This is a genomic window from Pseudomonas sp. FDAARGOS_380 (assembly GCF_002591235.1).
GTDB lineage: Bacteria > Pseudomonadota > Gammaproteobacteria > Pseudomonadales > Pseudomonadaceae > Aquipseudomonas > Aquipseudomonas salmasensis.
In genome coordinates, this window is the sequence record NZ_CP023969.1 from 4,577,438 (window position 1) to 4,603,117 (window position 25,680).

Sequence of the window (25,680 nt, forward strand, 5' to 3'; positions counted from 1 at the left end):
CCCGGATTCCAAGGACCTGCCCCCAATGCTGCTGCGCCACCCCCCGTTTATTTTTGCCGCCTTGACCCTCAGCTCGCTGGTACAGGCCGAAGGCCTGCAATTGGCGCCGGTTGAAGTCACCACGGCCGAGGCCAGCGCCGCAGAAATCGCCCAGGCGCAGCTCAAAAGCGTGCCCGGTGGCACCAATTACATCGATATGGACAGCGTGCAACAGGGGCGGGTCAGCAGCAACGAGGATGTCTTCAAATACCAGGCTGGTGTGTACGCCAAAGCGGCCAATAACGAAGGGGTGAAGGTGTCCATCCGTGGCTCGGGCCTGAACCGCGCCCCCGGTGCCCATGCCTCCGGCCTGTATGAAATGTTCGACGGCCTGCCGCTTACCGGCCCAGGTGGTACGCCTTATGAGCTGAAGGACCCGCTGTGGCAAAGCCGGGTAGAGGTGCTGCGTGGCGCCAACGGGTTCGATCAGGGTGCATTGGCTTTGGGCGGTGCGGTCAATTACGTCACCCGCACCGGCTTGGACGCGCCCAAGCTGCAAGTGCGCTATGAGGTCGGCAGTCGCGGCTATGCTCAACGTGAAGTCAGTTCGGGGCAAGTGCTGGGGGACGCCGACTATTACATCAGCCTCACCGATTCGGAATCCGACGGTTATCAGCACCAGAGCGCCGGTAGCGGCAAGGGCATCGCTGCCAACTTCGGCTACCGCTTTAACCCGGACCTGGAAACGCGCTTCTATTTGCGTTATCGCGAAACCACCAACGATTCTCCCGGCAGGCTCACGCGTGACCAGATCAGCCATGATCCGCGTGCCGCCAACAGCCTCAATGCCGCCCGCGATTCAAAACGCCTGCAACCGGGCTCCACCTGGATCGCCAACAAAACCACCTTGCGCTTGGACGATAATTCACGGGTCGAGGTCGGACTGGCCTACCACGATTACCCCATGGACCTGCGCGAAGGCACCAACCGCCTCAAGGTCGCCTACACCGATATCAGCGGCACCCTGAATTACATCCGCCAGGACAGCCTGTTCGGCCATGCCAGCACCACCACCGTGGGCCTGCGTACCACCCAGGCGATGCCGAACAATGGCGCGTCGGAATACGTCCGCATCCCTGCGGGCAACACCGCCATTTATGCCCCGGGCACCAAGACCCGCGACTACAGCTATCTGGGCTCCGATACCGTGCTGCATGTAGGCAATGAGCTGGAACTGGTGGAGGATCTGTGGCTGACCACCGGCCTCGCCGCCATCTACACGCGCCGCGAAACCCAGGTCACGTATCCCGACGGCCAGGCGCCGATCAGTCAGCATGATTGGGATTACGCGCCGCGCATTGGCCTGCGTTACGACTTCACCCCGCAGCTGCAGATTTACGGCAACCTGAGCCGCTCGGTAGAGCCACCGCACGCATGGTCGATGATCTGGGGGGCGAACAAATATTTCGGCAAGGGCAGTGGGGCAGCCACGGGGTTACAGCGCGAAGGCGTGAAGCTGCGTAATCAGACCGCCACCACTCTGGAAATCGGCGGGCGCGGTGAAGCATGGCTCGGCCAGTGGGACCTGGCCCTCTACCGCTCCGAAGTGCGTCACGAATTGCTCTCCGTGGAAACCCAGGCCCAAACCGCCAACAGTAGCGCCATCATCGCCGAATCCAACGCCAGCCCCACCGTGCACCAGGGTGTGGAGCTGAGCCTGCTCAGCCCGCTGTGGGACGGCGGCCGCAGCGGTAAGCTCGACCTGCGCCAGGCCTACACCTTCAGCGACTTCCACTACCGCGATGACGACCGCTTCGGCGACAACACCTTGCCCGGCATTCCCAAGCACTACTACCAGGCGCAATTGCGCTACAGCCACCCGACGGGTTTCTACACAAGCTTCAACACCGAGCATGCCTCACGGGTAGCGGTGGACTACGCCAATTCCTATTACGCGGCGGCCTACACCACCCTCGGCGCCACCTTCGGCTACGACGCGCCCAAGCAGGACTGGCAAGCCTGGGTCGACCTGCGCAACCTCACCAACCGCCGCTACGCCAACACCGTCACGCCGGGCTACGACGACAACGGCATGGACGCTGCACGTTCAACCCCCGCTGATGGGCGGGGTATCTACACCGGCGTTTCCTGGAGCTGGCGTTAAATCAGCCTTCGTGCTGGCGCAGGCGCTTGTACAGGGTGTTGCGACTCACCCCCAGCTCCCGCGCCAGGTGGGAAATATTTCCGCCCACGGCTTCCAGGCGCTGGTTCAGGTCAAGGCGTTCATCCAGGTGTTCGGGTTTGGACTGCGGCAGCGTCGCCTGCAAATCCACGAAGAAATCATCGGGCAGGTGCTCTGCGCGGATCGGCTGCTCTTCGGCCATTGCCAACGCCACCTGCAACACGCTGCTCACCTGGCGTAAATTCCCCGGCCACAGGTGTTGCTCAAATAGCCTCAGCACCTCGGCACTCAGCCCGGCCCATTGCGTCGGCTCGCGGTGTTGCTGCCACAGTTGCTGGAACAGCGCCTGCTTGTCGGTACGCTCGCGCAACGGCGGCAATTCCAGGGTCAGGCCGCCGATGCGGTAGTACAAGTCTTCGCGAAAGCGCCCAGCCTGCACCAGCTCGCGCAAGGCGCGGTTGGTCGCCGAGATGATGCGCAGATCCACCGGGAACACCTCGCTGCTGCCCACCGGTTGCACGCAGCGTTCTTGCAGCACCCGTAACAGGCGGGCCTGGGTCGGCAGCGGCATATCGCCGATCTCGTCGAGAAACAGCGTGCCCTTGTCCGCCTTGCGGATCAGGCCGATGCTGCCTTTCTGGTTGGCGCCGGTGAAGGCGCCTTTTTCGTAGCCGAACAGTTCCGATTCCACCAGCTCTGCGGGAATCGCCGCACAGTTCACTGCGATCAACGCCTGCCGGCTGCGGGAACTGGCCTGGTGCAGGGCTTTGACGAACACCTCTTTGCCCACGCCGGTCTCGCCGTGAATCAACAACGGAATGTCTTTTTCCAGCAGGCGCTCGGCCTGGCGCACGGCTTTTTCCACGCGCACATCGCCAAAATGCAGGGTCTGGAGGTTGATCGAGGTCGGTGCTGGCGGCGGCGGTTGGCTGAACACCCGGGCCTGCACCGGCATCTGCTTGGGCCGCTTCAACAGGCACTGAAACCTATTGCGTCCCGCCGCGTGCAAGGCGAAGGGCAGCCCTTCCGGTTGGTTGAGCAACTCCAGCAGCGAGACCTTGAACAGGCTGTCGATCATCACCCGCGACAGGCTGATGCCCAGCAGGTTATCTGCACGCCGATTGGCCGACAGCACCTGGCCGCTTTCATCAAAGATCAGCAGGCCGGCCCATTGGCTGTCGAGGTTGCTCAAGCCGGTGTTGAAGGTCAGTTGGAAGTGTTCGCCGCGAAACAGGTTGAGGATCAGCCGGTTTTCCACGGTCTGGCTCATCATCTTGACCATGCCCAGGGTGTGGGAGGGCGGCAGGTAGCTGTCGCTGGACACATCCAGCACGGCGATGATTTCGCGCTGGGCGTCGAAAATCGGCGCTGCGGAGCCGGTCATGAAGCGGTTGGCCTTGAGGAAGTGCTCATCGTGCTCAATATGCACGGCCTGGGCGCAGGCCAGCGCGGTGCCGATGGCATTGGTGCCGCTGGCGCGTTCCATCCAACTGGCGCCGGGGCTGAAGCCACGGGCCAGCGTGGGTTCGATAAACCGCTGGGTACCCCACGAGGTCAGCACCTGGCCCTGATTGTCGGCGAGCATGATCAGGCAGTTGGAATTGCTGAGAATGTTTTCGTAGTAGGGCAACACTTCCTGGTGGGTGGTCTGTACCAGGGAATGCTGGCTTTCCAGCAGTTGGCGAATGCCCTCGGCGGGCAGTTGGTCAAAGCTGGGGGCGCTCTGGTGGTCCAGGCCATAGGCGCGGCAACGGCGCCAGGATTCCTGGATAAGGGTGTCGTGGGTCAAGGGTTCGGCCATCGTGCGACCTTCATTTTTATTGTTATTGTTTTTGCATATCTAACTGAAGAAACCGATTCAAACTGTGGGAGCGGGCTTGCTCGCGAATGCGGTGTATCAGTCGACCGATGATTGACTGACCCACTGCATTCGCGAGCAAGCCCGCTCCCACATTTAGTCTGTGTTGGTTATGAGAGTGTTGTTCACAACTGTTCATTGTCAACCCCGGCAGTGTTCAGTTGTTCAGCCGGATTGTTCACTCCTGAACATCATGATTCACCCATTTCCTTACACATCAAGCGCTTGCGGTTTTGGCACGAAACTCGCTCTGACAATGGACCAGATTCATTCCAATAATAAAAAAGGTCGTGTCATGTCATTGACCCTGGAACATGTCTCCCGCGTTGTCGACGGCCAAACCTGGATCGACGACGCCAACCTGCGGTTCGAAGCCGGTTCTTTCAACGTCCTGCTCGGTCGCACCCTGTCCGGCAAGACCAGCCTGATGCGCCTGATGGCCGGCCTGGACAAGCCCGACAGCGGCCGTATCCTGATGAACGGCGTGGACGTCACGCAAAAGCCGGTGCGCCTGCGCAATGTGTCGATGGTCTACCAGCAGTTCATCAACTACCCGACCATGACCGTGTTCGAGAACATCGCCTCGCCGTTGCGCCAGGCCGGTGTGTCCAATGAGGTGATCCAGAGCAAGGTGCTGGAAACCGCCAAGATGCTGCGCATCGAGAAATTCCTGCAGCGCCACCCCCTGGAGCTGTCCGGTGGCCAGCAGCAACGCACCGCCATGGCCCGCGCCTTGGTGAAGGACGCCGAACTGATTTTGTTCGATGAACCGCTGGTCAACCTGGACTACAAACTGCGCGAAGAGCTGCGCCAGGAAATGCGCGAACTGTTTAAGGCGCGCCACACCATCGCCATTTATGCCACCACCGAGCCCAACGAAGCCCTGGCCTTGGGCGGCACCACCACCATTCTTCACGAGGGGCGGGTGATCCAGAGTGGCAAGGCCGCCGAGGTCTACCACCAGCCGCAAACCGTGCTCGCCGCTGAGCTGTTCTCCGAGCCGCCGATCAACCTGATGCCAGGGCGCATCAGCGGCAACGAAGTGAGCTTCGCCAATTTCGTGCATTTCCCACTCAATGTTGACCTGCGGCCCATCGGCGAAGGCGATTTCCGCTTTGGCGTGCGCCCCAGCCATATCAGCCTGGTGCCCAGCAACGATGATGACCTGGAGCTGGCGGTGACCGTGGAAGTCGCCGAGATCAGCGGCTCGGAAACCTTCCTGCATGTGCGCAGTGAGCATTTCCTGCTGGTGCTGCACCTGCCGGGGGTGCATGAGTACGATGTCGACGCGCCGATCCGCGTGTATATCCCCACCCACAAACTGTTTGTGTTCGATGGTCAGGGCCGCTTGGTCCAGGCCCCCGGGCGCCGTGTCGCGAGGGTTGCCTGATGGCCGAGATCCATTTGCGCAACCTGGCCCATAGCTACAGCCCTGCGCCCGCGGGGCCAGAAGACTACGCCATTCGGGAAATGAACCATGTGTGGGAGCAGGGCGGAGCCTATGCCTTGCTCGGGCCGTCAGGCTGCGGCAAGTCCACGCTGCTCAATATCATTTCCGGCCTGCTTAGCCCGTCCGAAGGTCAGGTACTGTTTGATACCCAGGTGGTCAACGAGCTCACCCCGGAGAAACGCAATATCGCCCAGGTGTTCCAGTTCCCGGTGGTGTACGACACCATGACGGTGTTCGACAACCTGGCGTTCCCGCTGCGCAACCAGGGCATGGCCGAGGCGAAAATCCATAGCAAGGTGCAGGAGATCGCCGAAGTCCTCGACCTGCAAAACCTGCTGAGCAAAAAAGCCCGCAACCTCACCGCCGACGAAAAACAGAAAGTTTCCATGGGCCGTGGCCTGGTACGCGATGACGTGTCGGCCATTCTCTTTGATGAGCCGCTGACGGTGATCGACCCGCACCTGAAGTGGAAACTGCGGCGCAAGCTCAAGCAGATCCATGAGCAGTTCAATATCACCATGGTCTATGTCACCCATGATCAACTGGAAGCCTCCACCTTCGCCGACAAGATCGCGGTGATGTATGGCGGGCAGATCGTGCAGTTCGGTACGCCGCGTGAATTGTTCGAGCGGCCCAGCCACACCTTTGTCGGTTATTTCATCGGTAGCCCTGGGATGAATCTGATCGAGGTGCAGGCCAAGTCTGGCGGTGTAGGGTTCGCCAATACCCTGTTGCCACTGTCCGAAGCGTTGCAGCAACGTCTCAACACCACTGACTACAAAAAACTCCAGGTTGGTATCCGCCCGGAATTTATCCACGTGTGGGACGAGCACAACCCTGACGCCCTGCAAGCCGACGTCGTCCATGTGGAAGACCTCGGCACCTACAAGATCATGACCCTCAACCTCGACGGCGCCACGCTCAAGGTGCGCCTGGCCGAGGACAAGCCGGTGCCGGAAGGCAAGGCCTCCATCAGTTTCCCCGCGCAATGGCTGATGCTCTACGCCGACGATTACCTGCTGGAGGTGGCGCCATGAACAAGGTGCAGAACAACAAGGCCTGGTGGCTGGTGTTGCCGGTGTTCCTGCTGGTGGCGTTCAGTGCGGTGATCCCGATGATGACGGTGGTCAACTATTCGGTGCAGGACATTTTCGATCAGTCCAGCCGCTATTTCGTCGGGGCCGACTGGTACAAGCAGGTGCTGCTCGACCCACGCCTGCACGATTCGCTGCTGCGCCAGTTCATCTACTCGGCCTGCGTGCTACTCATTGAGATCCCGTTGGGCATCGCCATCGCCCTGACCATGCCCACCAAGGGCCGCTGGTCCTCGCTGGTGCTGATCATCCTCGCCATTCCGTTGCTGATTCCGTGGAACGTGGTCGGCACCATCTGGCAGATTTTTGGCCGTGCCGACATCGGCCTGCTGGGCTCGACCCTCAACGCCATGGGCATCAGCTACAACTACGCTGCCAACACCATGGACGCCTGGGTCACCGTGCTGGTCATGGATGTGTGGCACTGGACCTCATTGGTGGCGCTGCTGTGCTACTCAGGTTTAAGGGCCATTCCGGACGTGTACTACCAAGCTGCGCGGATTGATCGTGCATCGGCTTGGGCGGTGTTCCGACATATCCAGTTGCCGAAGATGAAAAGCGTGCTGCTGATCGCGGTGATGCTGCGGTTCATGGACAGCTTCATGATTTACACCGAACCCTTCGTGCTCACCGGCGGCGGGCCGGGTAACGCCACCACCTTCCTGAGTCAGACGCTTACCCAGATGGCCGTCGGCCAATTCGACCTGGGCCCGGCGGCGGCGTTTTCCCTGGTGTACTTCCTGATCATCCTGTTGGTGTCCTGGCTGTTCTACACCGCCATGACTCATTCCGACGCCAACCGCTGAGGCCGCCAACATGAGCAAACGCAAGCTGATTCCATTACTGATATACATCCTGTTCCTGCTGGTGCCGATCTACTGGCTGCTGAACATGTCCTTCAAGAGCAACACCGAAATCCTCGGCGGCCTGACCCTGTTTCCGCAGGATTTCACCCTGGCCAACTACAAGGTGATCTTCACCGACCCAAGCTGGTACACCGGTTACCTCAACTCGCTGTACTACGTGAGCCTGAACACGGTGATCTCCCTGAGCGTGGCGCTACCGGCAGCCTATGCGTTCTCGCGCTATCGTTTTCTGGGTGACAAGCACCTGTTCTTCTGGCTGCTCACCAACCGTATGGCGCCGCCGGCAGTGTTCCTGCTGCCGTTTTTCCAGCTGTATTCATCCATTGGCCTGTTCGATACGCACATCGCCGTGGCCTTGGCCCATTGCCTGTTCAACGTGCCGTTGGCGGTGTGGATCCTGGAAGGCTTCATGTCCGGTGTACCCAAGGAAATCGACGAAACCGCCTACATCGACGGCTATAGTTTTCCTAAGTTTTTCGTGAAGATTTTTATCCCGCTGATTGGCTCCGGTATCGGCGTTACGGCGTTTTTCTGCTTTATGTTTTCCTGGGTCGAGCTGCTGCTGGCGCGCACGCTCACCTCGGTCAACGCCAAGCCCATCGCAGCGGTGATGACCCGCACGGTGTCGGCCTCCGGCATTGATTGGGGCGTGCTGGCAGCGGCGGGGGTGTTGACCATCCTGCCGGGCATGCTGGTGATCTGGTTTGTTCGCAACCACGTGGCCAAGGGCTTTGCCCTGGGCCGGGTCTAGAGGAGTCGATGATGGAATGGATGGCCTGGACCACCCCCACAGCGCTGTTCTTTGGCGGTATTGCCCTGATTCTGGCGGGCATGACCACTTGGGAATTGCGTTCGCCGAGTATCCCCCGGCGCGGGTTGCTGCCGATCAGCACCACCCGTGGCGATCGCTTGTTTATCGGTCTGCTCGGCAGCGCCTACCTGCATTTGCTGGTCATTGGCGTTACCGACTGGAGCATCTGGGTGGCGTCCGCGCTCTCCCTGGTATGGCTGTTGAGTGTGATGCGTTGGGGCTAGCTGTGCACACCTCTGTAGGAGCGAGCTTGCTCGCGAAAATCGTCAACGATAACGCAGTGCTCCTGGTAGCCCGCGGTGTCTTTGCGTTCTTCGCGAGCAAGCTCGCTCCTACAAGGGAGGTGGTTGCCGATAGCCCCGTTTGAAATTAACCTGGAGGTCTCTATGTTGAATAAAAACAATAAGCTGCGACATAGCATTTCATTGGCTGCCGTACTGGCCCTCAGTGGTTTGAGCGCTTCGGCCTGGGCCGATGCGTATGAAGATGCCGCAAAAAAATGGATCGGCAGCGAGTTCAAACCCTCGACCCTTACCGAAGCCCAACAGCTGGAGGAGTTGAAGTGGTTTATCAAGGCGTCGGAGCCGTTCCGTGGGATGAAGATCAACGTGGTGTCGGAAACCCTCACCACCCACGAGTACGAGTCCAAGGTGCTGGCCAAGGCCTTCAGTGAAATCACCGGCATCAAGCTGACCCACGACCTGCTGCAGGAAGGCGACGTGGTGGAGAAGCTGCAAACCCAGATGCAGTCCGACAAGAACATCTATGACGGCTGGGTCAACGATTCCGACTTGATCGGTACGCACTTTCGCTACGGCAAGACCGAATCCATCACCGACCTGATGGCCAACGAAGGCAAGGATTTCACCTCGCCCACCCTGGACCTCAAAGACTTTATCGGCCTGTCGTTCACCACCGCGCCGGACGGCAAGATCTACCAGTTGCCCGACCAGCAGTTCGCCAACCTCTACTGGTTCCGCGCCGACTGGTTCGAGCGGCCGGAGCTGAAGGCCAAGTTCAAGGAGAAATACGGCTACGACCTGGGTGTGCCGGTGAACTGGTCCGCGTATGAAGACATCGCCAAGTTCTTCAGCGAAGACGTCAAGGAAATCGACGGCAAGCGCATTTATGGGCACATGGACTACGGCAAGAAAGACCCGTCCCTGGGCTGGCGTTTCACCGATGCCTGGTTCTCCATGGCCGGCGGCGGCGACAAGGGCTTGCCCAACGGCTTGCCGGTGGACGAGTGGGGCATTCGTGTGGAGGACTGCCACCCGGTGGGCTCCAGCGTCACCCGTGGCGGCGACACCAACGGCCCGGCAGCCGTATTCGCCACGCAGAAATACGTGGACTGGATGAAAGCCTACGCGCCACCGGAAGCGGCGGGCATGACTTTCTCCGAATCCGGCCCGGTGCCTTCCCAGGGCAACATTGCTCAGCAGATCTTCTGGTACACCGCGTTTACCGCCGACATGGTCAAGCCGGGCTTACCGGTGGTGAATGCCGACGGTACGCCGAAGTGGCGCATGGCGCCGTCGCCGGTCGGGCCGTATTGGGAAAAAGGCATGAAGAAGGGCTATCAGGACGTAGGCTCCTGGACCTTCCTCAAGTCCACACCCGAGAAGCAGAAACTCGCGGCCTGGCTCTATGCGCAGTTCGTGACCTCCAAAACCGTGTCGCTGAAGAAAACCATCGTTGGCCTGACGCCGATTCGTGAGTCCGATATCAACTCCCAGGCCATGACCGACATGGCGCCCAAACTCGGGGGGCTGGTGGAGTTCTACCGCAGCCCGGCCCGCACCGAATGGTCCCCGACGGGCACCAACGTGCCGGACTACCCGCGCTTGGCGCAACTGTGGTGGAGCAACATCGCCGCAGCGGCCAGCGGCGAGAAAACCCCGCAACAGGCGTTGGACAACCTGGCCAAGGAGCAGGACGCGATCATGACGCGCCTGGAACGCTCCAAGGTGCAACCGGTGTGCGGCCCGAAAATGAACCCCGAGCGTGACGCGCAATACTGGTTCGACCAGCCGGGTGCGCCGAAGCCGAAACTGGCCAACGAGAAGCCCAAGGGCGAAACCGTGAACTACAACGACCTGCTCAAGCAGTGGGAGGCGGCGCGTAAGTAATTTCGCTGAATGAGCGGAACACAACGGCACGCTGGCGTGCCGTTGTGTTTTTTTGTTTGTGGGTGAGCCACCTGCATTTCATCTGGTGGTCCGAGACAGCCTGCTAGCTTGGGACTAAACTGCTGAGCATTCATACAGGAGGTCATCTCATGGGTGTTCCACTTTCCCCAATTGTTTCCGAATTTGAAACTGAGGAGCAGGCAAGTAGCCATGATCTTTGGTTTCGCGCCAAAGTCGAAAAAAGCTTGGCCAACCCCGGACCCGGTGTACCCCATGACGAAGTCATGGCGAGGGTTGAGGCGATTATTCTTGAAGCAGAACGCAAGCAGAGGGTCAAAGCCTGATGTTGAGTGTTGTTTGGCTTGATGAGGCTATCAGCGACCTGATTGACATCGTTACTTTCATTGCAGCAGAGAATCCTGGGGCTGCGCGCCGTATCAAGACACGCCTTGAAGGTGCGCCTCTGCCACTGACCGAGCATCCTTACCTGTATCCGAACGGGCGTGTGCCCGGCACTCGGGAGGTCGTCGTTCACCCCAATTACGTCCTGGTGTATCGAGTAACGGCGGAGCGCATCGAGATAGTCAACGTGTTGCACGCTCGGCAGGAGTATCCCTGATTTCCCCTCATATCGCGTTGGGCACGACTATTGATCCAATGCCCCCATCGCAATAACACCGCGACCGCTTGTCTCCAGGTTAACAATCCCATCTGAATTTTCCGCACCTCTCAAGGTTCTGCATCTTAGAAGCGCATGTTTTTCAAGCGCTCTTGCGGGGCCACCTTGTGGGAGGCCCGTTGTAACGGACTTTGCGGAAACTGCCATCATGACACTCCTTACAGCGCTGTCTGGCCAGCCGGCCTCTCTCACTGATTCGGCCCAGGGCCGCCATCAACGGGTCTACCAACAGCTGCATGGCGAAACCCAAGACGCCGCCGAACTGGCGCGTGAATACCTGCACGATCAATTGGCCCTGGTAGAGGCAACCGATTGCGACTTGCCAGAGGCGCCCGAACAGCTGCTGGCCTGGGTCGAGCAGCGCTGCGCCGAGGTGGCCCAGGCCTATGCCGATTATCTGGAACAGCGCCGAAACGGTGGGCCGCGGCGGTATTTCCAGAACAAGGCCCATGCGTTGTATTTCCTGCAGTGCGTGGCGCCGACCAAACAGGTGGACGGTGCCTGGCTCTACGGCTTGCTGCGCTATTGGCAAGACCAGCGCTTTGACGGCCTGCTCACCACTTACCTGGAAGAATTGGGCGACGGTGAAGCCGCGCAGAACCATGTGGTGATCTACCGCAAGTTGCTCAGCGAACACGATGCCGACAGCGAAGCCGGCCTTGAGGATGACCATTACCTGCAAGGCGCGCTGCAACTGGCGCTGGGTGTGTGTGCCGACGAGTTCCTGCCGGAGGTCATTGGCTTCAACCTGGGTTACGAGCAACTGCCGCTGCACCTGTTGATCAGCGCCTATGAACTCAGTGAGTTGGGCATCGACCCTTATTACTTCACGCTGCATGTCACCATCGACAACGCCAGCAGTGGCCACGCCTGCAAGGCCGCACAATCGGTGCTGAACCTGTTGCCACTGGGCGAGGGCAGGGCAGACTTCTATCGCCGGGTGGCCGCAGGCTACCGTCTGAATGATCTGGGCCTGGGTACCACGTCTGTCATCAAACAGTTCAACCTGCAGGACCAAGTGGTGGCGATGCTCGAACGCAAGCGCGCCTTCGGCCAGCACATGCATTCGGACTATTGCCGCTTCGAAGGCCAGACCGTCAACCAATGGCTGGCCCGGCCTGGGCAGATCGGCGCGTTCCTCAAGGCCCTGGAAGACAAAGGCTGGATCCAGCACAACCAGGACCCCGCCAACAGCCGCTTCTGGCAATTGATCGAGGGCGCTGGCGCCGCGATGTTCGGGGTATTCAGCGGTTATGAAAAACAACTGATCCATGACTGGATCGCCGGTGAATGGGTGGCCAGCGAACGCGTGGCGCCCGTACGGCCGGGACGCGGTAGCCGGTTTTCCCGCGAGCAGCATCGACCGGCGGACCCGGATACCCAGGCCCTGGCGGAGTCGTTGTGCAACTTGCCCGATGTGCAACAGCTCAATGCGCTGATCCCATGGCTGTCGGCACGCCGTCATTGCACGCCTGCCGGGCTGTATGCCACTCGCCGCTTTATCCAACTGCGTGCGCGCCTGCGCTAAGGAATGTGCCTATGTCTGCGCAACAACTGGCTGATCGTGCCTTGTTGAACCTGGGCCGGGGGTTGAAGGAGGGCGGTTATCGCTTTATCACACCAACGCCCTTGACCCACGAGCGTGTCTACCGGCGGCTGGCGACGCCCCTGGCAATGACGCTGCGCGATGTGTTCGGGTGGTCGATGCCGTTCGATCAAGGTCTGTTGCCCGAGGCCTTGCGTGAGGAGTTGCAGCAAGCGGGCGTGATCGAAAAACACGGCGCGCTATGGCGCAGCACGGTGCGTTGGTCGAGCCTCGACGGTCTGTTGTTCGCTCATTCGCCTTATCCCACCGACCAGGCGGACGCGGTGTTTTTCGGCCCCGACAGCTACCGCTTTGCCCAGGTAATCGAAGGCTACCTGCAACAGCGTTTCGAGCCCCTCAAGCGCGCCGTAGACATCGGCTGTGGCGCTGGCGTCGGCGCGCTGGTGATTGCTAAAGCCCGGCATGACGCCCAGGTGCTGGCAGTGGACATCAACCCGCGCGCCCTGCGCATGACCGCGGTGAATGCCGAGCTGGCCGGGTTGAATAACCTCAGCGTTTACCACAGTGACGTGCTAGCCAGTGTGGAGGGCGAGTTCGATCTGATCGTCGCCAACCCGCCGTACATGAAAGATGACCGTCAGCGCGCCTATCGCCATGGCGGTGGCGCCCTGGGCGAGCAGTTGTCATTGCGCATTGTCAGTGAGTCCATCGGGCGCCTGGCCCTGGGCGGGAGCCTGCTGCTGTATACCGGGGTGGCGATGGTGGCCGGCAGCGATCCCTTCCTGGAGGCGGTCAAGCCACTGTTGGGCAGCGACGCCTACGGCTGGACCTACCGCGAACTGGACCCGGACGTTTTTGGTGAAGAACTGGAAAAGCCAGGCTATGAGCAGGTGGAGCGCATTGCCGTGGTCGCGCTGACTGTCACCCGATTGCGCTGAATGCCGATGCTCACCTTTGGTATTGAAGAGGAATACTTCATCACCGACCTGCACAGCCGTCAGATGGTCGGCGAGCCGTCTGCGGCGGTGCTGGCGGCCTGCCGCGAAGCGATTGGCGCGGGCTTCTCCTTTGAGATGTTCCAAGGTCAGATCGAGGCGGCCTCGCCGGTGTTTACCTCCAGCGCCGAAGCGGCGGATTATTTCTCGACTGGGCGCGGCAACCTGGCGCAATCCCTGGCTGAGTTCGGTCTCGGTGTGGTGTGCGCCGGCAGCCACCCGCTGGCCGATTGGCGTGGGCAACGGCCGACCGATCAGGCGCATTTCCGGCAACTGTTCGACGATATTCAATACGTAGCGCGGCGCAGTGTGTTGTGCGGGCTGCATGTGCATGTGCAGGTGCCGCAGGCGTTGGACCGCATCGCGGTGATGAACCAGGTGTCGCCGTGGTTGCCGTTGTTGCTGCTGCTCAGTTGCTCGTCCCCCTTCTGGGACGGCGCACCCAGCGGCTTTATGAGCTACCGCCAGGCCGCGTGCGACGAGTGGCCCCGCATGGGCGTGCCGGAGCACTTTAGCGACTGGGCCGAGTACCTGCGCTACCTGGCCCTGTTGCAGCGCATTGGCGCGATCAAGGCCGATGGCAATGGCTGGTGGGGCATCCGCCCCGCGGCGCGTTACCCCACCCTGGAACTGCGCATGACTGACGCCTGCCCACGGCTGTCTGATGCCTTGGCCCTCGCCACGTTGTTTCGAGTGATGGTCACCCATGCCTGCGCGATGCAACGCCCTGGCGCCAGGTTCAGTACCGAAGCGCGCTGGCTGCTCAAGGAAAATCGCTGGCAGGCCAAGCGGTATGGGGCTGCTGGCACCTTTGCGTTGGACGACACCGGCACCCTGGGCAGCGCTGAGCAATGGCTGCAATACGCCCGACAGACCTTTGCCGCCACCGCAGAGGCCATGGGCGAGCCGCTGTTGTTCGACACCTTGGATGCCTTGCTGCAACGCGGCAACAGCGCGACCGAACAGTTGCGTTGGCACGCCCAGGCCCAGGCCAGCGGCGCCGATGCGCTTGCCAGCGTGCGCCAGGTAGTCGACCTGCTGTTGGCCCAGACGCGCGGCGACCATTGATCGGGTGTCGCTCTACGTCGAAGGAACACTGAGGGGCTGCTCTGTCCTTAATTAGTAACCCCTCAACGGCAGGAGCGCAGAGCATGCGAGCGATGACTTACCAGGGCGCACACAAGGTGCAGGTGGATACCGTGCCCGATCCGATCATTGAACAACCCGACGACATTATTCTGCGGGTCACCGCCACCGCGATCTGTGGCTCGGACCTGCACCTGTATCGCGGCAAGATCCCGACCGTGGAGCACGGCGATATCTTCGGCCATGAGTTCATGGGCATCGTCGAAGAAACCGGCCCGGCCGTCACCGCTGTGCAAGCTGGCGACCGTGTGGTGATTCCGTTCGTGATTGCCTGTGGCGATTGCTTTTTCTGCCAGCTCCAGCAATTTGCTGCCTGCGAAACCACCAACGATGGGCGCGGTGCGATACTGAATAAAAAAGCCATTCCACCGGGGGCCGCGCTGTTCGGCTACAGCCGTCTGTATGGCGGCATTCCCGGCGGCCAGGCGGAGTGGGTGCGGGTGCCCAAGGCCAACACCGGGCCGTTCAAGGTGCCTGGCACTTTGGCGGATGAGAAGGTGCTGTTCCTTTCCGATATCCTGCCTACTGCTTGGCAGGCAGTGACCAATGCGGGCATTGGCAAAGGCTCTAGTGTGGCGATTTATGGCGCCGGGCCGGTGGGCCTGCTCAGTGCGGCGTGCGCGCAGATGCTGGGCGCCGAGCAGATCTTCATGGTCGACGACCATCCGTACCGTTTGGCCTATGCGCAGAAAATGTACGGTGTGATCCCGATCAATTTCGAAGAAGACGAGGACCCGGCTGACACCATCATCCGCCAGACCGCCGGCATGCGCGGCGTCGATGGCGTGGTGGATGCGGTAGGTTTCGAGGCCAAGGGCAGCACCACGGAAACCCTGCTCACGGCCCTCAAGATCGAGGGCAGCAGCGGCAAGGCCCTGCGCCAGTGCATCGCCGCTGTACGCCGCGGTGGCGTGGTGAGCGTTGCCGGGGTGTATGCCGGGTTTATCCATGGCTTTATGTTTGGCGATGCCTTCGACAAGGGCCTGACTTTCAAGATGGGCCAGACCCATGTGCAGCGGTTCTTACCGGAGTTGTTGGAGCATATCGAGCTGGGGCATCTGCACCCGGAGGCGATCATCACTCACAGGCTGCCCTTGGAGCAGGCGGCGCGGGGGTATGAGCTGTTTGATAAAGCCGAGGAGGAATGCCGCAAGGTGATCCTGCTGCCGGGTGGGAACGAGCGGCCGCTGACCGAACCGCTGGACGAACTGACGCCTGAGTTGCGCGTACAAGGCGTTCCTGGTTTCTAGGCCAATACCCGGGAAAATATGGGAGCTTGCCTGCGATAGCGGTGGTTCAGTTGAATATTCAGTGACTGACACGCCGCCTTCGCGGGCAAGCCCGCTCCCACAGGAGATCTGTGCCAGGCGCTGATTCTGTGGGCAATACCTGACCAATGTGGGAGCTGGCTTGCCTGCGATGGCGGCCTGACAGCCGGTGCCAATCTACCTGACACCCAGCAATCAAACTGTGGGAGCTGGCTTGCCTGCGAAGACGGCCTGACAGCCAACACAGTTGGATTGTGTACATATCCATTCCTGCGGTAACGGCCACCTAGGGTTCCGCCCTGACGGCGGCTCACTTTTGAACAGCGCAAAAGTAAGCAAAACGCTCTTGCCCCACCACTCGGCACCTCGCTTAGGCTCGGTGTGCCCGTAATCCGCCAGTGATTTGGGGGGCCGCCGCCACGCGCCATCCATGGCGCGGGGCGGCTAAACCGGCATCCCTGCCGGTTTACCCCCCAAATCCCTGTCGAATTCCGGCCAGCGTGGTTTGACGGGGCGCCTGAGATCAAGATCAAGAGCAGATCAAGAGCGGCTCGCTTCGCATCGTGGTTACCGACTGCGCCTACAGCCCACAGAGTTGTATGCTGCGATGGCGGTGTGGCAGTCACTGCATCTGTTACTGCACTACCGCTATCGCAGGCAAGCCAGCTCCCACATTGGATCTTCTTTGCCTAGAAAGATGTGTTCCCCCCAACATTAGCCTGTGTCAGGCCATGGCTTGCGGCTGGATGCGCAGTTCGCCGTCGACATCCTTGACCAGCCCACTGGCCACAAACAACGGCGCCAGGCGTTTGTGCAACTGCGGCTCGACGAATTCCTTCACCGTATCCAGCGCCAACACACCACTGAGCGGCAGCTCGGCCTTGGTGTACGACAACCAGGCCTTTTTCAACGCCATCAGTACATCACTGCCCGCCGTCGAAGCGAAGCGGCGGTGCACGGGCTTACCCTCGAAGGTGAAGGTGTGTTGGAACTCATAGCCGCTTTCATCACCACCGCTGGCCGTGCAGCGCACGCAGGTGCAAGGGCCGTCGCCGAAGGCGCTGCGCAGGTAGGCGTTGAAGTCCACCACGGGCTTGAGTGACAGGCGCTTATCAACCTCGAACAGGTCCCCGGTCATTTTTTCGTCAGTGTTCAACGTCCATTTCCTCGCAGTCGGTTGCTGTGTTTCAAAGCGCGGCACAATACCAGCCGAGCGTGGGTTTGGGGATTATTTGCATCGTGGGAAAGGGTCAGCGGAAGAATTCACCGGGGGTGGAGTCAAACTGCTGACGAAACGCATTGATAAAGGCTGAGGTCGATTCATAGCCACAGCCCAATGCCACATCCGTCACCCGCTCGCCTTGTTCCAGGGCGGGCAGGGCGCTTAACAGGCGCAGGCGCTGGCGCCACGCGCGGAACGTCAGCCCGGTGTCACTCAGGAACACCCGACTGAGGGTTTTTTCGCTGACTCCCAGCTTGCGGCTCCACTCGCCCAACGTGGTCTGTTGCTCGGGGTGCAGGTTGAGGCTGCGGTAGATCTGCCGCAGCCGCGGGTCGTGAGGCAGCGGCAACATCAAATCCACCTGGGGCGCGGCGGCGAGTTGGTCGAGCAGTACCTGGGCCAGGCGTCCGTCTGGCCCGTCTTCGGTATATTCGACCGGCAGTTGGCTGAAGTTGCGGATCAACTCGCGCAACAAACTGCTCACCTCCAGCACTTGGCAACGCTCGGCGGCCCAGGCGGTGACGCTGCAATCGAGGTACAAGCTGCGCATTTCCGTATGGGGCGAACTGAATACCCGATGGGGCATGCCGGCCGGGATCCACACCGCGCGCTGGGGTGGTGCGACGAAACGTCCGACGCTGGTCTGGATCTCCAATACCCCGGAAATCGCGTAGGACAACTGCACCCACGGATGACTGTGCCGTCGCGTCAGCGCCCGATTGGGCAAGGACTCAGTGCGCCCGTACACCGGCCGTGGCAGGCTGGAAAGCCCAGGCACGCTGCGGCGAACGGCTTTTTCATGTCCTTTAGGCGGCATATACTGGCTCATTGGCGTTAGTCGGTAACAGGTGGTTACGTTAGAGTCGTCGCGACGCTCTTGGCAACCCCTGGAAGAATTGCTTATGACCCGGCCCCGGTTTCTGCCCGACAACTTCACCCTCACCCTGATCGCCACCGTGATCCTCGCCTCACTGCTGCCCGCCAGCGGCCAGACTGCCGTGGCGTTCGGCTGGGTCACCAACCTGGCCATCGCGCTGCTGTTTTTCCTGCATGGCGCCAAGCTGTCGCGCAAGGCCATCGTCGCCGGTGCCGGCCACTGGCGCCTGCATCTGCTGGTGTTCAGCCTGACCTTCGTGCTGTTCCCGCTGCTGGGCCTGGCGCTCAAGCCGCTGCTGTCGCCGTTGATCGGCAACGAGCTGTATATGGGCATGCTCTACCTCTGCGCCTTGCCGGCCACCGTGCAATCGGCGATTGCCTTTACGTCCCTGGCCCGCGGCAATATCCCTGCGGCTATCTGCAGCGCGGCGGCGTCCAGCCTGTTCGGTATCTTCCTGACACCGCTGCTGGTAGCGCTGCTGCTCAACGTGCACGGAGATGGCGGCTCCACAGTGGATGCGATTGTTAAAATCAGCGTGCAGTTGTTGCTGCCGTTCATTGCCGGGCAGATCGCCAGCCGCTGGATCGGTGGCTGGGTCGGACGTAACAAAGCCTGGCTCAAATTTGTCGATCAAGGTTCGATTCTGCTGGTGGTCTACGGGGCTTTCAGCGAGGCGGTCAACGAAGGCATCTGGCACCAGATCCCGCTGTGGGAATTGGGCGGCTTGGTGGTGGCCTGCTGCGTGCTGCTGGCCCTGGTGCTGGTGGCATCCACGGTGCTGGGCAAGGCGTTTGGCTTTAACCAGGAGGACCGCATCACCATCTTGTTCTGTGGTTCGAAGAAAAGCCTGGCGACGGGCGTGCCGATGGCACAGGTGCTGTTTGCCGGGGCGAGCATGGGCGTGTTGATCCTGCCGTTGATGCTGTTTCACCAGATCCAGTTGATGGTCTGCGCGGCGTTGGCCCAACGCTATGCCCAGCGGCCGGAGAGCATTCCTGAGTTGATGGGGCAGGTGGATCCGTGACGCACCTCTCATTCGCGGGTAAATAAGCTCAAGTTAACCGGCGTGCCGACGACTTACTTCTTAACTAACCCAAGAAGGAGTGTCGGCATGAACGTTCATCGTGTAGCGGTAATGACTGGCCTTCTGGGGCTGTGGGCAAGTACCTGCGGCGCCGCACAAACCGTGGGGCAGGGCACCATCAGGTTCAGCGGCGCGATTGTCGAGTCAGGGTGTGCGACAAATGCGCGCAGCGGTTCGGTGATGGAACTGCGCGGCTGTGCCCAATCCACTCGTGGTAGCCGCATCGAGGTGCGCAGTGTCGCGCCGGTGGTCAGTGTCGACGCACCCCATGTGCGGCTGGTGGCGGACAGCGGCGAGGGGCGCTATTACGATCAGCGTTACGTGTTGGTAGACCGCGCCGGCAAGCTCATCCAGTCAGGCAACTACATCATTACCATGACTTCGCCGTAGGCCTTCGGGCGACGATCCGCAGCAACAGCGGTGCGAGAAACCTATAGAATGCTCGGCGGCGGCGCTTGTCCTGGGTGGCCGCTTGATCATCGTCAGAGTACCGCGCCCGTCAATGAGCCTTTCAGCCGCAACCCCCCAAGCCAACTGGCAACCGGTCATCGCCCTCGCGCTGGCCGCGTTTGTGTTCAATACCACCGAATTCGTCCCCGTCGGGCTGCTCAGCGCCATCGGCGCCAGCTTTGACATGCCCGTGGCCAGCGTCGGCCTGATGCTCACCATTTATGCGTGGATCGTGTCGCTGACCTCGCTGCCAGTGATGCTGCTGACCCGCAACGTCGAACGGCGCAAATTGCTGATCGTGCTGTTCGGTCTGTTTATCGCCAGCCATATCCTCTCCAGCGTCGCCACCAGTTTCGGCTTGCTGATGGTCAGTCGGGTCGGCATCGCCCTGGCCCATGCGTTGTTCTGGTCGATCACGGCTTCCCTGGCTGTACGCCTGGCGCCAGAGGGCAAGCAGGTGCAGGCCCTTGGCTTGCTGGCCACCGGCACATCCCTGGCGATGGTGCTGGGCATTCCCTTGGGCCGCCTGTTGGGCGAGGCCATGGGTTGGCGCACTACCTTTTTGGTGATCGCCGCGTTCGCCGCCGCGCTGGTGTTCTGGCTGGCGCGCACCTTGCCGCTGCTGCCCAGCCAGAACTCCGGCTCCCTGCGCAGCCTGCCGCTGTTGTTCAAGCGTCCGGCGCTGGTGGCGCTCTACGTGCTGACGGCGATGACCGTCACTGCCCAATTCACCGCCTACAGCTACATCGAACCCTTCGTCGAAGGCGTCGCCGGCCTGGGCGGCAGTGCTGTGACCCTGATCCTGCTGGTGTTCGGTGGTGCTGGCATCATCGGCTCGTTGCTGTTCAGCCTGGTGCATCGCTTCAACCCCCACCTGTTTGTGATCGGAGCGGTGTCTATCCTGGCCGCGTGCCTGGCGCTGATGCTGCCGTTGAGCGGCGCCGAGTCTTACCTCGTGGGGCTGAGCATTTTCTGGGGCATGGCGATCATGGGCTTTGGCCTGGCCATGCAGTCCAAGGTGCTGGTGCTGGCACCGGACGCCACCGATGTGGCCATGGCGATGTTTTCCGGGATCTACAACATCGGCATCGGCGGTGGCGCGTTGATGGGCAGTTGGGTGGGCAGCCACTTCGGCTTCGCCTGGATCGGCGCGGCGGGCGGTTTGCTGGCGGGGTTGGCGTTGGTGGGGTATTGCCTGGCGATTCGGCGGTTTGGGCAGGGTGGTGCCCCGACGCCAAGCTGATCCGGATAACTGCAGGCTAAATGTGGGAGCTGGCTTGCCTGCGATGGCGGCCTACCAGTCGACACAGTTATACCGGCTACATATCCATTCCTGCGGTAACGGCCACTTAGGGTTCCGCTCTGACAGCGGCTCACTTTTGAAAAGCGCAAAAGTAAGCAAAACGCTCTTGCCCCACCACTCGGCAACTCGCTTAGGCTCGGTGTGCCCATAATCCGCCAGTGATTTGGGGGGCCGCCGCCACGCGCCATCCATGGCGCGGGGCGGCTAAACCGGCATCCCTGCCGGTTTACCCCCCAAATCCCTGTCGAATTCCGGCCAGCGTGGTTTAACGGGGCGCCTGAGATCAAGATCACAAGCAGATCAAGAGCGACTCGCTTCGCATCGTGGTTACCGTCTGCTGCTACAGCCCACAAAGTTGTGTAGATACCTATGCTGCGATGGCGGTCCGATAAACGACACATACCTACCTGATGCTCCGCGATCAAACTGTGTGCGGGCTTGCTCGCGAAGGCGGAGTGTCAGTCACTGCATCTGTTACTGCACTACCGCTTTCGCAGGCAAGCCAGCTCCCACAGTTGATCTTCATTGCCTTGAGCATTGTGTTCGCTTAACTGACTGGCATTGAGGCTTGCCTTCGATCCTACGCCACCGGGATCAACGGATCCGCCGCCGCCAACGCCACCTTTCTATCCGCCGCCGGTGGGTAGATCCACACGCTATTGATCTGCTGTTTGAGGTCCTTGGCTTCCTGGCCCACCAGCTTAAGCTGACGGTCCCAGCCTTCGGTGTACACCGCGCCCCAGGCGCCGAGGTCGAGGCAGGTGACGTATTTGGGTTGGCTGTAGGCCATGGGGGCTACGCCGATCAGATCGGCGGCGACGTTGTTGCCGGCGTAGCGGCCCAGGGCGATGGCGTGCTGGCAGGACATGGCAGCGAAGTTGCCCAGCTCGTCTGTGGCGGCGTAGGCCACGTCGCCGGCGGCAAAGATGGCGGCCTGGCCCTTGACCTTGAGGTTGGCGTCCACGTGCAGGCGGCCCTGGGGATCGCGGGTGGCACTCACCTGTTCGGTCAGCGGGTTGGCACGAAAGCCGATGGTCCAGATCACGGTGCTTGATTCAATCCGCTGCCCATCCGCCAGGGTCACGCCACCGGCGTCCACCGAGGCGACCGAGGTGTTCAGTATCCATTCAAGCCCCAGTGCCTGGCTGGCTTCGATGATCGAAGGGCGTATACCATCGCCCATCGACGCGGCAATCTGTGGCCCGCGGTCTACCACGATCACACGGATGTTGGCCGTTTCACCCAGCGCCTCCCGCAGGCGCGTCGGCATTTCGGTGGCGGTCTCGATACCGGTAAAGCCGCCGCCGGCCACCACCACGGTATTGCGGGCCGGGCTGTCGGGCAGATTTTTGAGGGCCTTGATATGGGCCTCAAGGCGCGCGGCGTCTTCGATCTGATCCACATCGAACACATGCTCGATGCCGTCCATGCCGGGGCGGTTCAAGCGGCTGCCGGCGGCCACTACCAGGCGATCGTAGGCGAGGGTGGCCGGGATGCCGGCCGCGTTGCGGTAGGTCACTTGCTTATTAGTGGCGTCGATGCTGTCGGCGGTGCCTTGCACAAAGGTCACGCCTACGGCGTCGAACAGCGCATCAAGCGGGGCCAGCATGGTATGTACATCGGGCTCGTAGAACCGCGGGCGGATACGCAGCTCCGCTTGGGGTGCGAGCAGGCTGATGCGCACATCGTTGCGGTCGTGTTTATCCAGTAGCCGAGCCGCGCTCAAGGCGCTCCACACGCCACCGAACCCGGCGCCAATGATCAGAATATGTTGTTTCATGGGGTTGCTCCAGAGACCAGATAAGCCGCAAGGCATTGCCGGATCACTGTAAAAGCAGCAGGGCCTGTCCGAAAGGACATATAACCCTGGATGACTGCCACCTCTGCCGGCCTAGCGGGAAAAGCGCTCGCGGTAGTCGCGGGGTGAGATGGCCAGGTGGCGGTGGAAGGTGCAGCGCATGCGTTCCTCATCGCCAAACCCGCAAAGCCCGGCGATCTGGTCGATGCTGCGCTGGGAGTCTTCGAGCATGCGGCGCGCCGCTTCCATGCGAAACAGTTCGATGGCCTTGGCCGGGGTGCGACCGGTTTTTTGCTTATAGACCCGGGCAAAGTTGCGTGGGCTCATATGGCTCTGCGCGGCCAGGCGCTCGACGCTGAGGTCGCTGTCGCGCAGGTTGTCGCTGATCCACGCATGCAGCGCATCAAAGCTGGCGCTGTCGGCGGTTTGCGCTTGCAGCACCTGGCTGAACTGCGCCTGGCCACCGGGGCGCTTGAGGAACACCACCAATTCGCGTGCCACTTGCAGCGCCACTTCGCGCCCGCAGTCAGCCTCCACCAGCGCGAGCGCCAGGTCGATCCCGGCGCTGACGCCCGCCGAGGTCCACACCTGGCCTTGCTGCACGAAGATCGCGTCCACGTCCACCTCGATGCTCGGGAAACGTTGCTTGAGCAGCTCGCACATGGCCCAATGCGTTGCCGCGCGGCGCCTCTCCAGCAAGCCCGCCAGCGCCAGCAAAAACGTGCCGCTGCACACCGAGGCGGTCCGTCGCGCCTGGCCGGAGGCGTTGCGCAACCAGTCCACCAGCGCGGTATTTTCCAGCATGGCTTGCTCAATGGCCGGCGCGCCGGGTACCACCAGGGTGTCGATGGCAGCGGGGTCAAACTGTGCCAAGGCGACGGTGTCGACGCTCAAGCCCTCGGCGGTCGGCATCAGCCCGCCCGCCAGGCTGGCGTTGTGCAACACATAACCTTGCAAACCGCGCTCGGCCATGGCCTTGGTCGCGGCCCAGAACACCGTTTGCGCGCCGGTCAGGTCGAGCAGGCCCATGTGCGGGTAGGTCAGGAACACCAGAGTGCGGGGTTGGCCAAGCGGGGAGAGTGCGGTCATGCGCTGGTCAGTTGCTCAATTTGGCTCAAGGTGCAGAAGTTTGCGCCCATGACCACGCTCAATTGCTCGGGTTGTTCAAGTTTGCCTGTCATGGTGGCGGTCTCCGGTGAAGGGGCTGGGCCCTGTTTTACCATGTCCCGCCAGTCAGTTTAAGCAGTCGCGCAGTGTTTGGTCTTGGTTGAATACTGTTTTGGCCAGGCCCTTATGCAAACGTCGGTCAGGATTCACCTTTCTGATCGCCTCTGTTTGTTACTATCGCCATCCCGTCACCCGGAGTCGCCGCTCTATGCAACACCAGTGGGATGAAATGCACCGCACCCGCAAGCCCACGTTCGTCCTGTGTGGCGAGCCCCAGGGGGATGTGCTCAATCTCTATGTTCACGGTTACTCTGCGTTCTTCAACCGCCAGCAACTGGGCAATTTCAAGCAACAGTTGGCGGCTATCGAAGGCTCGACCAACCTGATGCTGTTCTGGCCGGCGGGGCATTTTCTGGAAAACCTGTTTGCACCGTTCAAGGACGTGCTCGCCTCATTGCTCGGCGGTGGCGGCCTGGGCGCGGCGACGGTGGGCGTGGGCAAGGCCATTGCCTATTTCCTTGACCATTACAAAAGCGTCGAGGCGCGGGTGGATGAAGTGGCCAAGACCTTGTTGCCAGAATTGGCCGGTTACCTGCACCACCAGTCGCTGCCGGTTCGACGCATCAACCTGATCGGCCATTCCCTGGGCGCGCGCATTCTGGTCAAGAGCCTGCTGGCCAGCCCCGAGATCGCTCGCGAACTGCCGTTGAATAACCTGTTGTTGATGGGCGGCGCGATCTGTACCTCGAGCCCCTGGGACAAGGTGTCGGCGCCGCTCAAGGGGCGGTTGATCAACTGCCATTCGAGCAAGGACTGGGCGCTGGCCATGAAGCCCGATACCGAGCGTTGCATTGGCCGCTATGCGATTGACGTGACGCCGGCCCTCAAGGCCAAGGTGACCAATGTGCACCTGGCCAGCTTCGATCATGCCGCCTATTGGCCGCAGTTGAAGACGGTGGTGCAGTACACCGACCTGCTGCAGGAGCGGCGCGGCATGATCCGTGTGGACTCGCGCAGCAGTGACGTGCGGTTTGCCGAAGCGGACGTGGACCTGTACCCGGCATTGGTACAAGCGCGGCCGGAGGAGCTGAAGTTTCTTGCCGAACTGATGGCGCAAAAGCGCAGTGCCGCGATTGATGCCAGTGTGCGCGAACCGTTGAAACTGGCCATTGAGTTGCAGCGCATGGGCGGCGACAGCTTCATGAACCTGGCCCGTGGCCATGGCGTGGGCTATCGCCAGATTGCCGAAGACGTGGCGCAACGCCTGGGCATCAAGTTCGACCAACCACTTGAGCATGTGGCGCTGGCAGAGATCGAAGGGCAGGTCGCAGAAACACTGATCGAGCAGTACAAGGACAAACTCAGCCGCGCTGATCGTCAGGCGTTCGAGGCCGAGCTCCAGGCCGCTGCACAAAAAGAGCAGGGGTTGTTCAACCGCTTGGATGTGGGCCGTTCGGCTACCGCAGCTTTGAGCGGCACGGCGTTGGCCGGGCTCACCGGGTTTATCCTGCGGCGCGGTGCGGCGACGGCGATTCCGGTGGTGGGCCAGGCGCTGGCTGCGGCGATGTTGCTGGTCAGCGGTGTTCGGGCGTTTTCCGGCCCGGCGTATTCGATCACCACCTTGGCGGTATTGGTGATCGGCGTGATTCGTCAGCGCATGGAGCGCGAGGCGCTTAACCAGGAGCTGGATCTGGTGGTGCAAGTGGTGGAAGCGTTTGACCTGCCACGGGAGACGGTGATGCGCACGGTCGCCACCGACTGATAAGCTGCTGCCCA

General features: G+C 61.3%; 22 protein-coding genes. 17 read left to right on the forward strand and 5 right to left on the reverse strand.

The genetic code is table 11. From position 1 onward, the window contains the following. Positions 1-25: 25 nt before the first annotated feature. Complete coding sequence (locus CRN80_RS21630; protein WP_098951051.1) at positions 26-2,143, forward strand: TonB-dependent receptor domain-containing protein; 2,118 nt, start codon at positions 26-28, stop codon at positions 2,141-2,143. 1 nt (position 2,144) lies between these two features. Here CRN80_RS21630 and CRN80_RS21635 read toward each other — a convergent pair whose 3' ends face one another. Then, a complete protein-coding gene (locus CRN80_RS21635) occupies positions 2,145-3,962 on the reverse strand; it encodes a sigma-54-dependent Fis family transcriptional regulator (protein WP_098951053.1) in 1,818 nt (605 codons plus the stop codon). Between the two features lie 352 nt (positions 3,963-4,314). On the opposite strand from CRN80_RS21635, the gene CRN80_RS21640 reads away from it, so the two are divergent. The 12 genes from CRN80_RS21640 to CRN80_RS21695 all read left to right on the forward strand — a co-directional run bounded on the left by CRN80_RS21640 (position 4,315) and on the right by CRN80_RS21695 (position 15,985). After that, a complete protein-coding gene (locus tag CRN80_RS21640) occupies positions 4,315-5,409 on the forward strand; it encodes an ABC transporter ATP-binding protein (protein ID WP_003192018.1) in 1,095 nt (364 codons plus the stop codon). Continuing rightward, positions 5,409-6,506, forward strand: a complete 1,098-nt coding sequence (locus CRN80_RS21645) for an ABC transporter ATP-binding protein (protein WP_098951054.1) — start codon at positions 5,409-5,411, stop codon at positions 6,504-6,506. The genes CRN80_RS21640 and CRN80_RS21645 overlap by 1 nt, the downstream gene beginning before the upstream one ends. After that, positions 6,503-7,369 carry a carbohydrate ABC transporter permease gene (locus tag CRN80_RS21650; protein ID WP_005789024.1) on the forward strand — a complete coding sequence of 289 codons (867 nt, stop codon included), beginning with the start codon at positions 6,503-6,505 and terminating at the stop codon, positions 7,367-7,369. The genes CRN80_RS21645 and CRN80_RS21650 overlap by 4 nt, the downstream gene beginning before the upstream one ends. Before the next feature lie 10 nt (positions 7,370-7,379). Continuing rightward, the gene (locus tag CRN80_RS21655; RefSeq protein ID WP_003232361.1) at positions 7,380-8,180 is read left to right on the forward strand and encodes a carbohydrate ABC transporter permease; all 801 of its coding nucleotides are present in this window, start codon (positions 7,380-7,382) and stop codon (positions 8,178-8,180) included. Between the two features lie 11 nt (positions 8,181-8,191). Beyond that, positions 8,192-8,464 carry a DUF2160 domain-containing protein gene (locus tag CRN80_RS21660; protein ID WP_014718862.1) on the forward strand — a complete coding sequence of 91 codons (273 nt, stop codon included), beginning with the start codon at positions 8,192-8,194 and terminating at the stop codon, positions 8,462-8,464. Positions 8,465-8,626: 162 nt separating this feature from the next. Beyond that, positions 8,627-10,369, forward strand: a complete 1,743-nt coding sequence (locus CRN80_RS21665) for an ABC transporter substrate-binding protein (protein WP_003192009.1) — start codon at positions 8,627-8,629, stop codon at positions 10,367-10,369. A 149-nt stretch (positions 10,370-10,518) separates the two neighbouring features. Further along, positions 10,519-10,713: a hypothetical protein gene (locus CRN80_RS21670; protein ID WP_044273976.1), complete on the forward strand. Its 195-nt coding sequence runs from the start codon at positions 10,519-10,521 to the stop codon at positions 10,711-10,713. Further along, positions 10,713-10,988, forward strand: coding sequence for a type II toxin-antitoxin system RelE/ParE family toxin (locus CRN80_RS21675; RefSeq protein WP_044273978.1), 276 nt, complete (start codon positions 10,713-10,715; stop codon positions 10,986-10,988). The genes CRN80_RS21670 and CRN80_RS21675 overlap by 1 nt, the downstream gene beginning before the upstream one ends. 208 nt (positions 10,989-11,196) lie before the next feature. After that, positions 11,197-12,576 (forward strand): iron-containing redox enzyme family protein, encoded by a 1,380-nt coding sequence (locus CRN80_RS21680; RefSeq protein ID WP_098951056.1) that lies wholly within the window; start codon positions 11,197-11,199, stop codon positions 12,574-12,576. An 11-nt stretch (positions 12,577-12,587) separates the two neighbouring features. Next, positions 12,588-13,532: a class I SAM-dependent methyltransferase gene (locus CRN80_RS21685; protein ID WP_098951058.1), complete on the forward strand. Its 945-nt coding sequence runs from the start codon at positions 12,588-12,590 to the stop codon at positions 13,530-13,532. A 6-nt stretch (positions 13,533-13,538) separates the two neighbouring features. Beyond that, positions 13,539-14,657: a carboxylate-amine ligase gene (locus CRN80_RS21690; protein WP_098952669.1), complete on the forward strand. Its 1,119-nt coding sequence runs from the start codon at positions 13,539-13,541 to the stop codon at positions 14,655-14,657. 83 nt (positions 14,658-14,740) lie between these two features. Next, positions 14,741-15,985, forward strand: coding sequence for a zinc-dependent alcohol dehydrogenase (locus tag CRN80_RS21695; protein ID WP_098951060.1), 1,245 nt, complete (start codon positions 14,741-14,743; stop codon positions 15,983-15,985). A 742-nt stretch (positions 15,986-16,727) separates the two neighbouring features. Here CRN80_RS21695 and CRN80_RS21710 read toward each other — a convergent pair. Further along, positions 16,728-17,159: a hypothetical protein gene (locus tag CRN80_RS21710; RefSeq protein ID WP_032896736.1), complete on the reverse strand. Its 432-nt coding sequence runs from the start codon at positions 17,157-17,159 to the stop codon at positions 16,728-16,730. Between the two features lie 94 nt (positions 17,160-17,253). Further along, on the reverse strand, positions 17,254-18,042 hold the full coding sequence (locus CRN80_RS21715; RefSeq protein WP_032896737.1) for a helix-turn-helix domain-containing protein: 789 nt from the start codon (positions 18,040-18,042) through the stop codon (positions 17,254-17,256). 85 nt (positions 18,043-18,127) lie between these two features. On the opposite strand from CRN80_RS21715, the gene CRN80_RS21720 reads away from it, so the two are divergent. From CRN80_RS21720 to CRN80_RS21730, 3 genes are all read left to right on the forward strand, one after another. Continuing rightward, positions 18,128-19,126, forward strand: a complete 999-nt coding sequence (locus tag CRN80_RS21720) for a bile acid:sodium symporter family protein (RefSeq protein WP_098951063.1) — start codon at positions 18,128-18,130, stop codon at positions 19,124-19,126. 87 nt (positions 19,127-19,213) lie between these two features. After that, positions 19,214-19,576 carry a type 1 fimbrial protein gene (locus CRN80_RS21725; RefSeq protein WP_032896739.1) on the forward strand — a complete coding sequence of 121 codons (363 nt, stop codon included), beginning with the start codon at positions 19,214-19,216 and terminating at the stop codon, positions 19,574-19,576. Between the two features lie 112 nt (positions 19,577-19,688). Continuing rightward, complete coding sequence (locus CRN80_RS21730) at positions 19,689-20,879, forward strand: sugar transporter (RefSeq protein WP_078467624.1); 1,191 nt, start codon at positions 19,689-19,691, stop codon at positions 20,877-20,879. Between the two features lie 640 nt (positions 20,880-21,519). Here CRN80_RS21730 and CRN80_RS21740 read toward each other — a convergent pair. Beyond that, positions 21,520-22,719: an NAD(P)/FAD-dependent oxidoreductase gene (locus tag CRN80_RS21740; protein ID WP_098951066.1), complete on the reverse strand. Its 1,200-nt coding sequence runs from the start codon at positions 22,717-22,719 to the stop codon at positions 21,520-21,522. Between the two features lie 111 nt (positions 22,720-22,830). After that, complete coding sequence (locus CRN80_RS21745) at positions 22,831-23,826, reverse strand: GlxA family transcriptional regulator (protein ID WP_098951068.1); 996 nt, start codon at positions 23,824-23,826, stop codon at positions 22,831-22,833. 286 nt (positions 23,827-24,112) lie between these two features. On the opposite strand from CRN80_RS21745, the gene CRN80_RS21750 reads away from it, so the two are divergent. Beyond that, positions 24,113-25,666: a DUF726 domain-containing protein gene (locus tag CRN80_RS21750; protein ID WP_098951070.1), complete on the forward strand. Its 1,554-nt coding sequence runs from the start codon at positions 24,113-24,115 to the stop codon at positions 25,664-25,666. Positions 25,667-25,680: the final 14 nt, after the last annotated feature.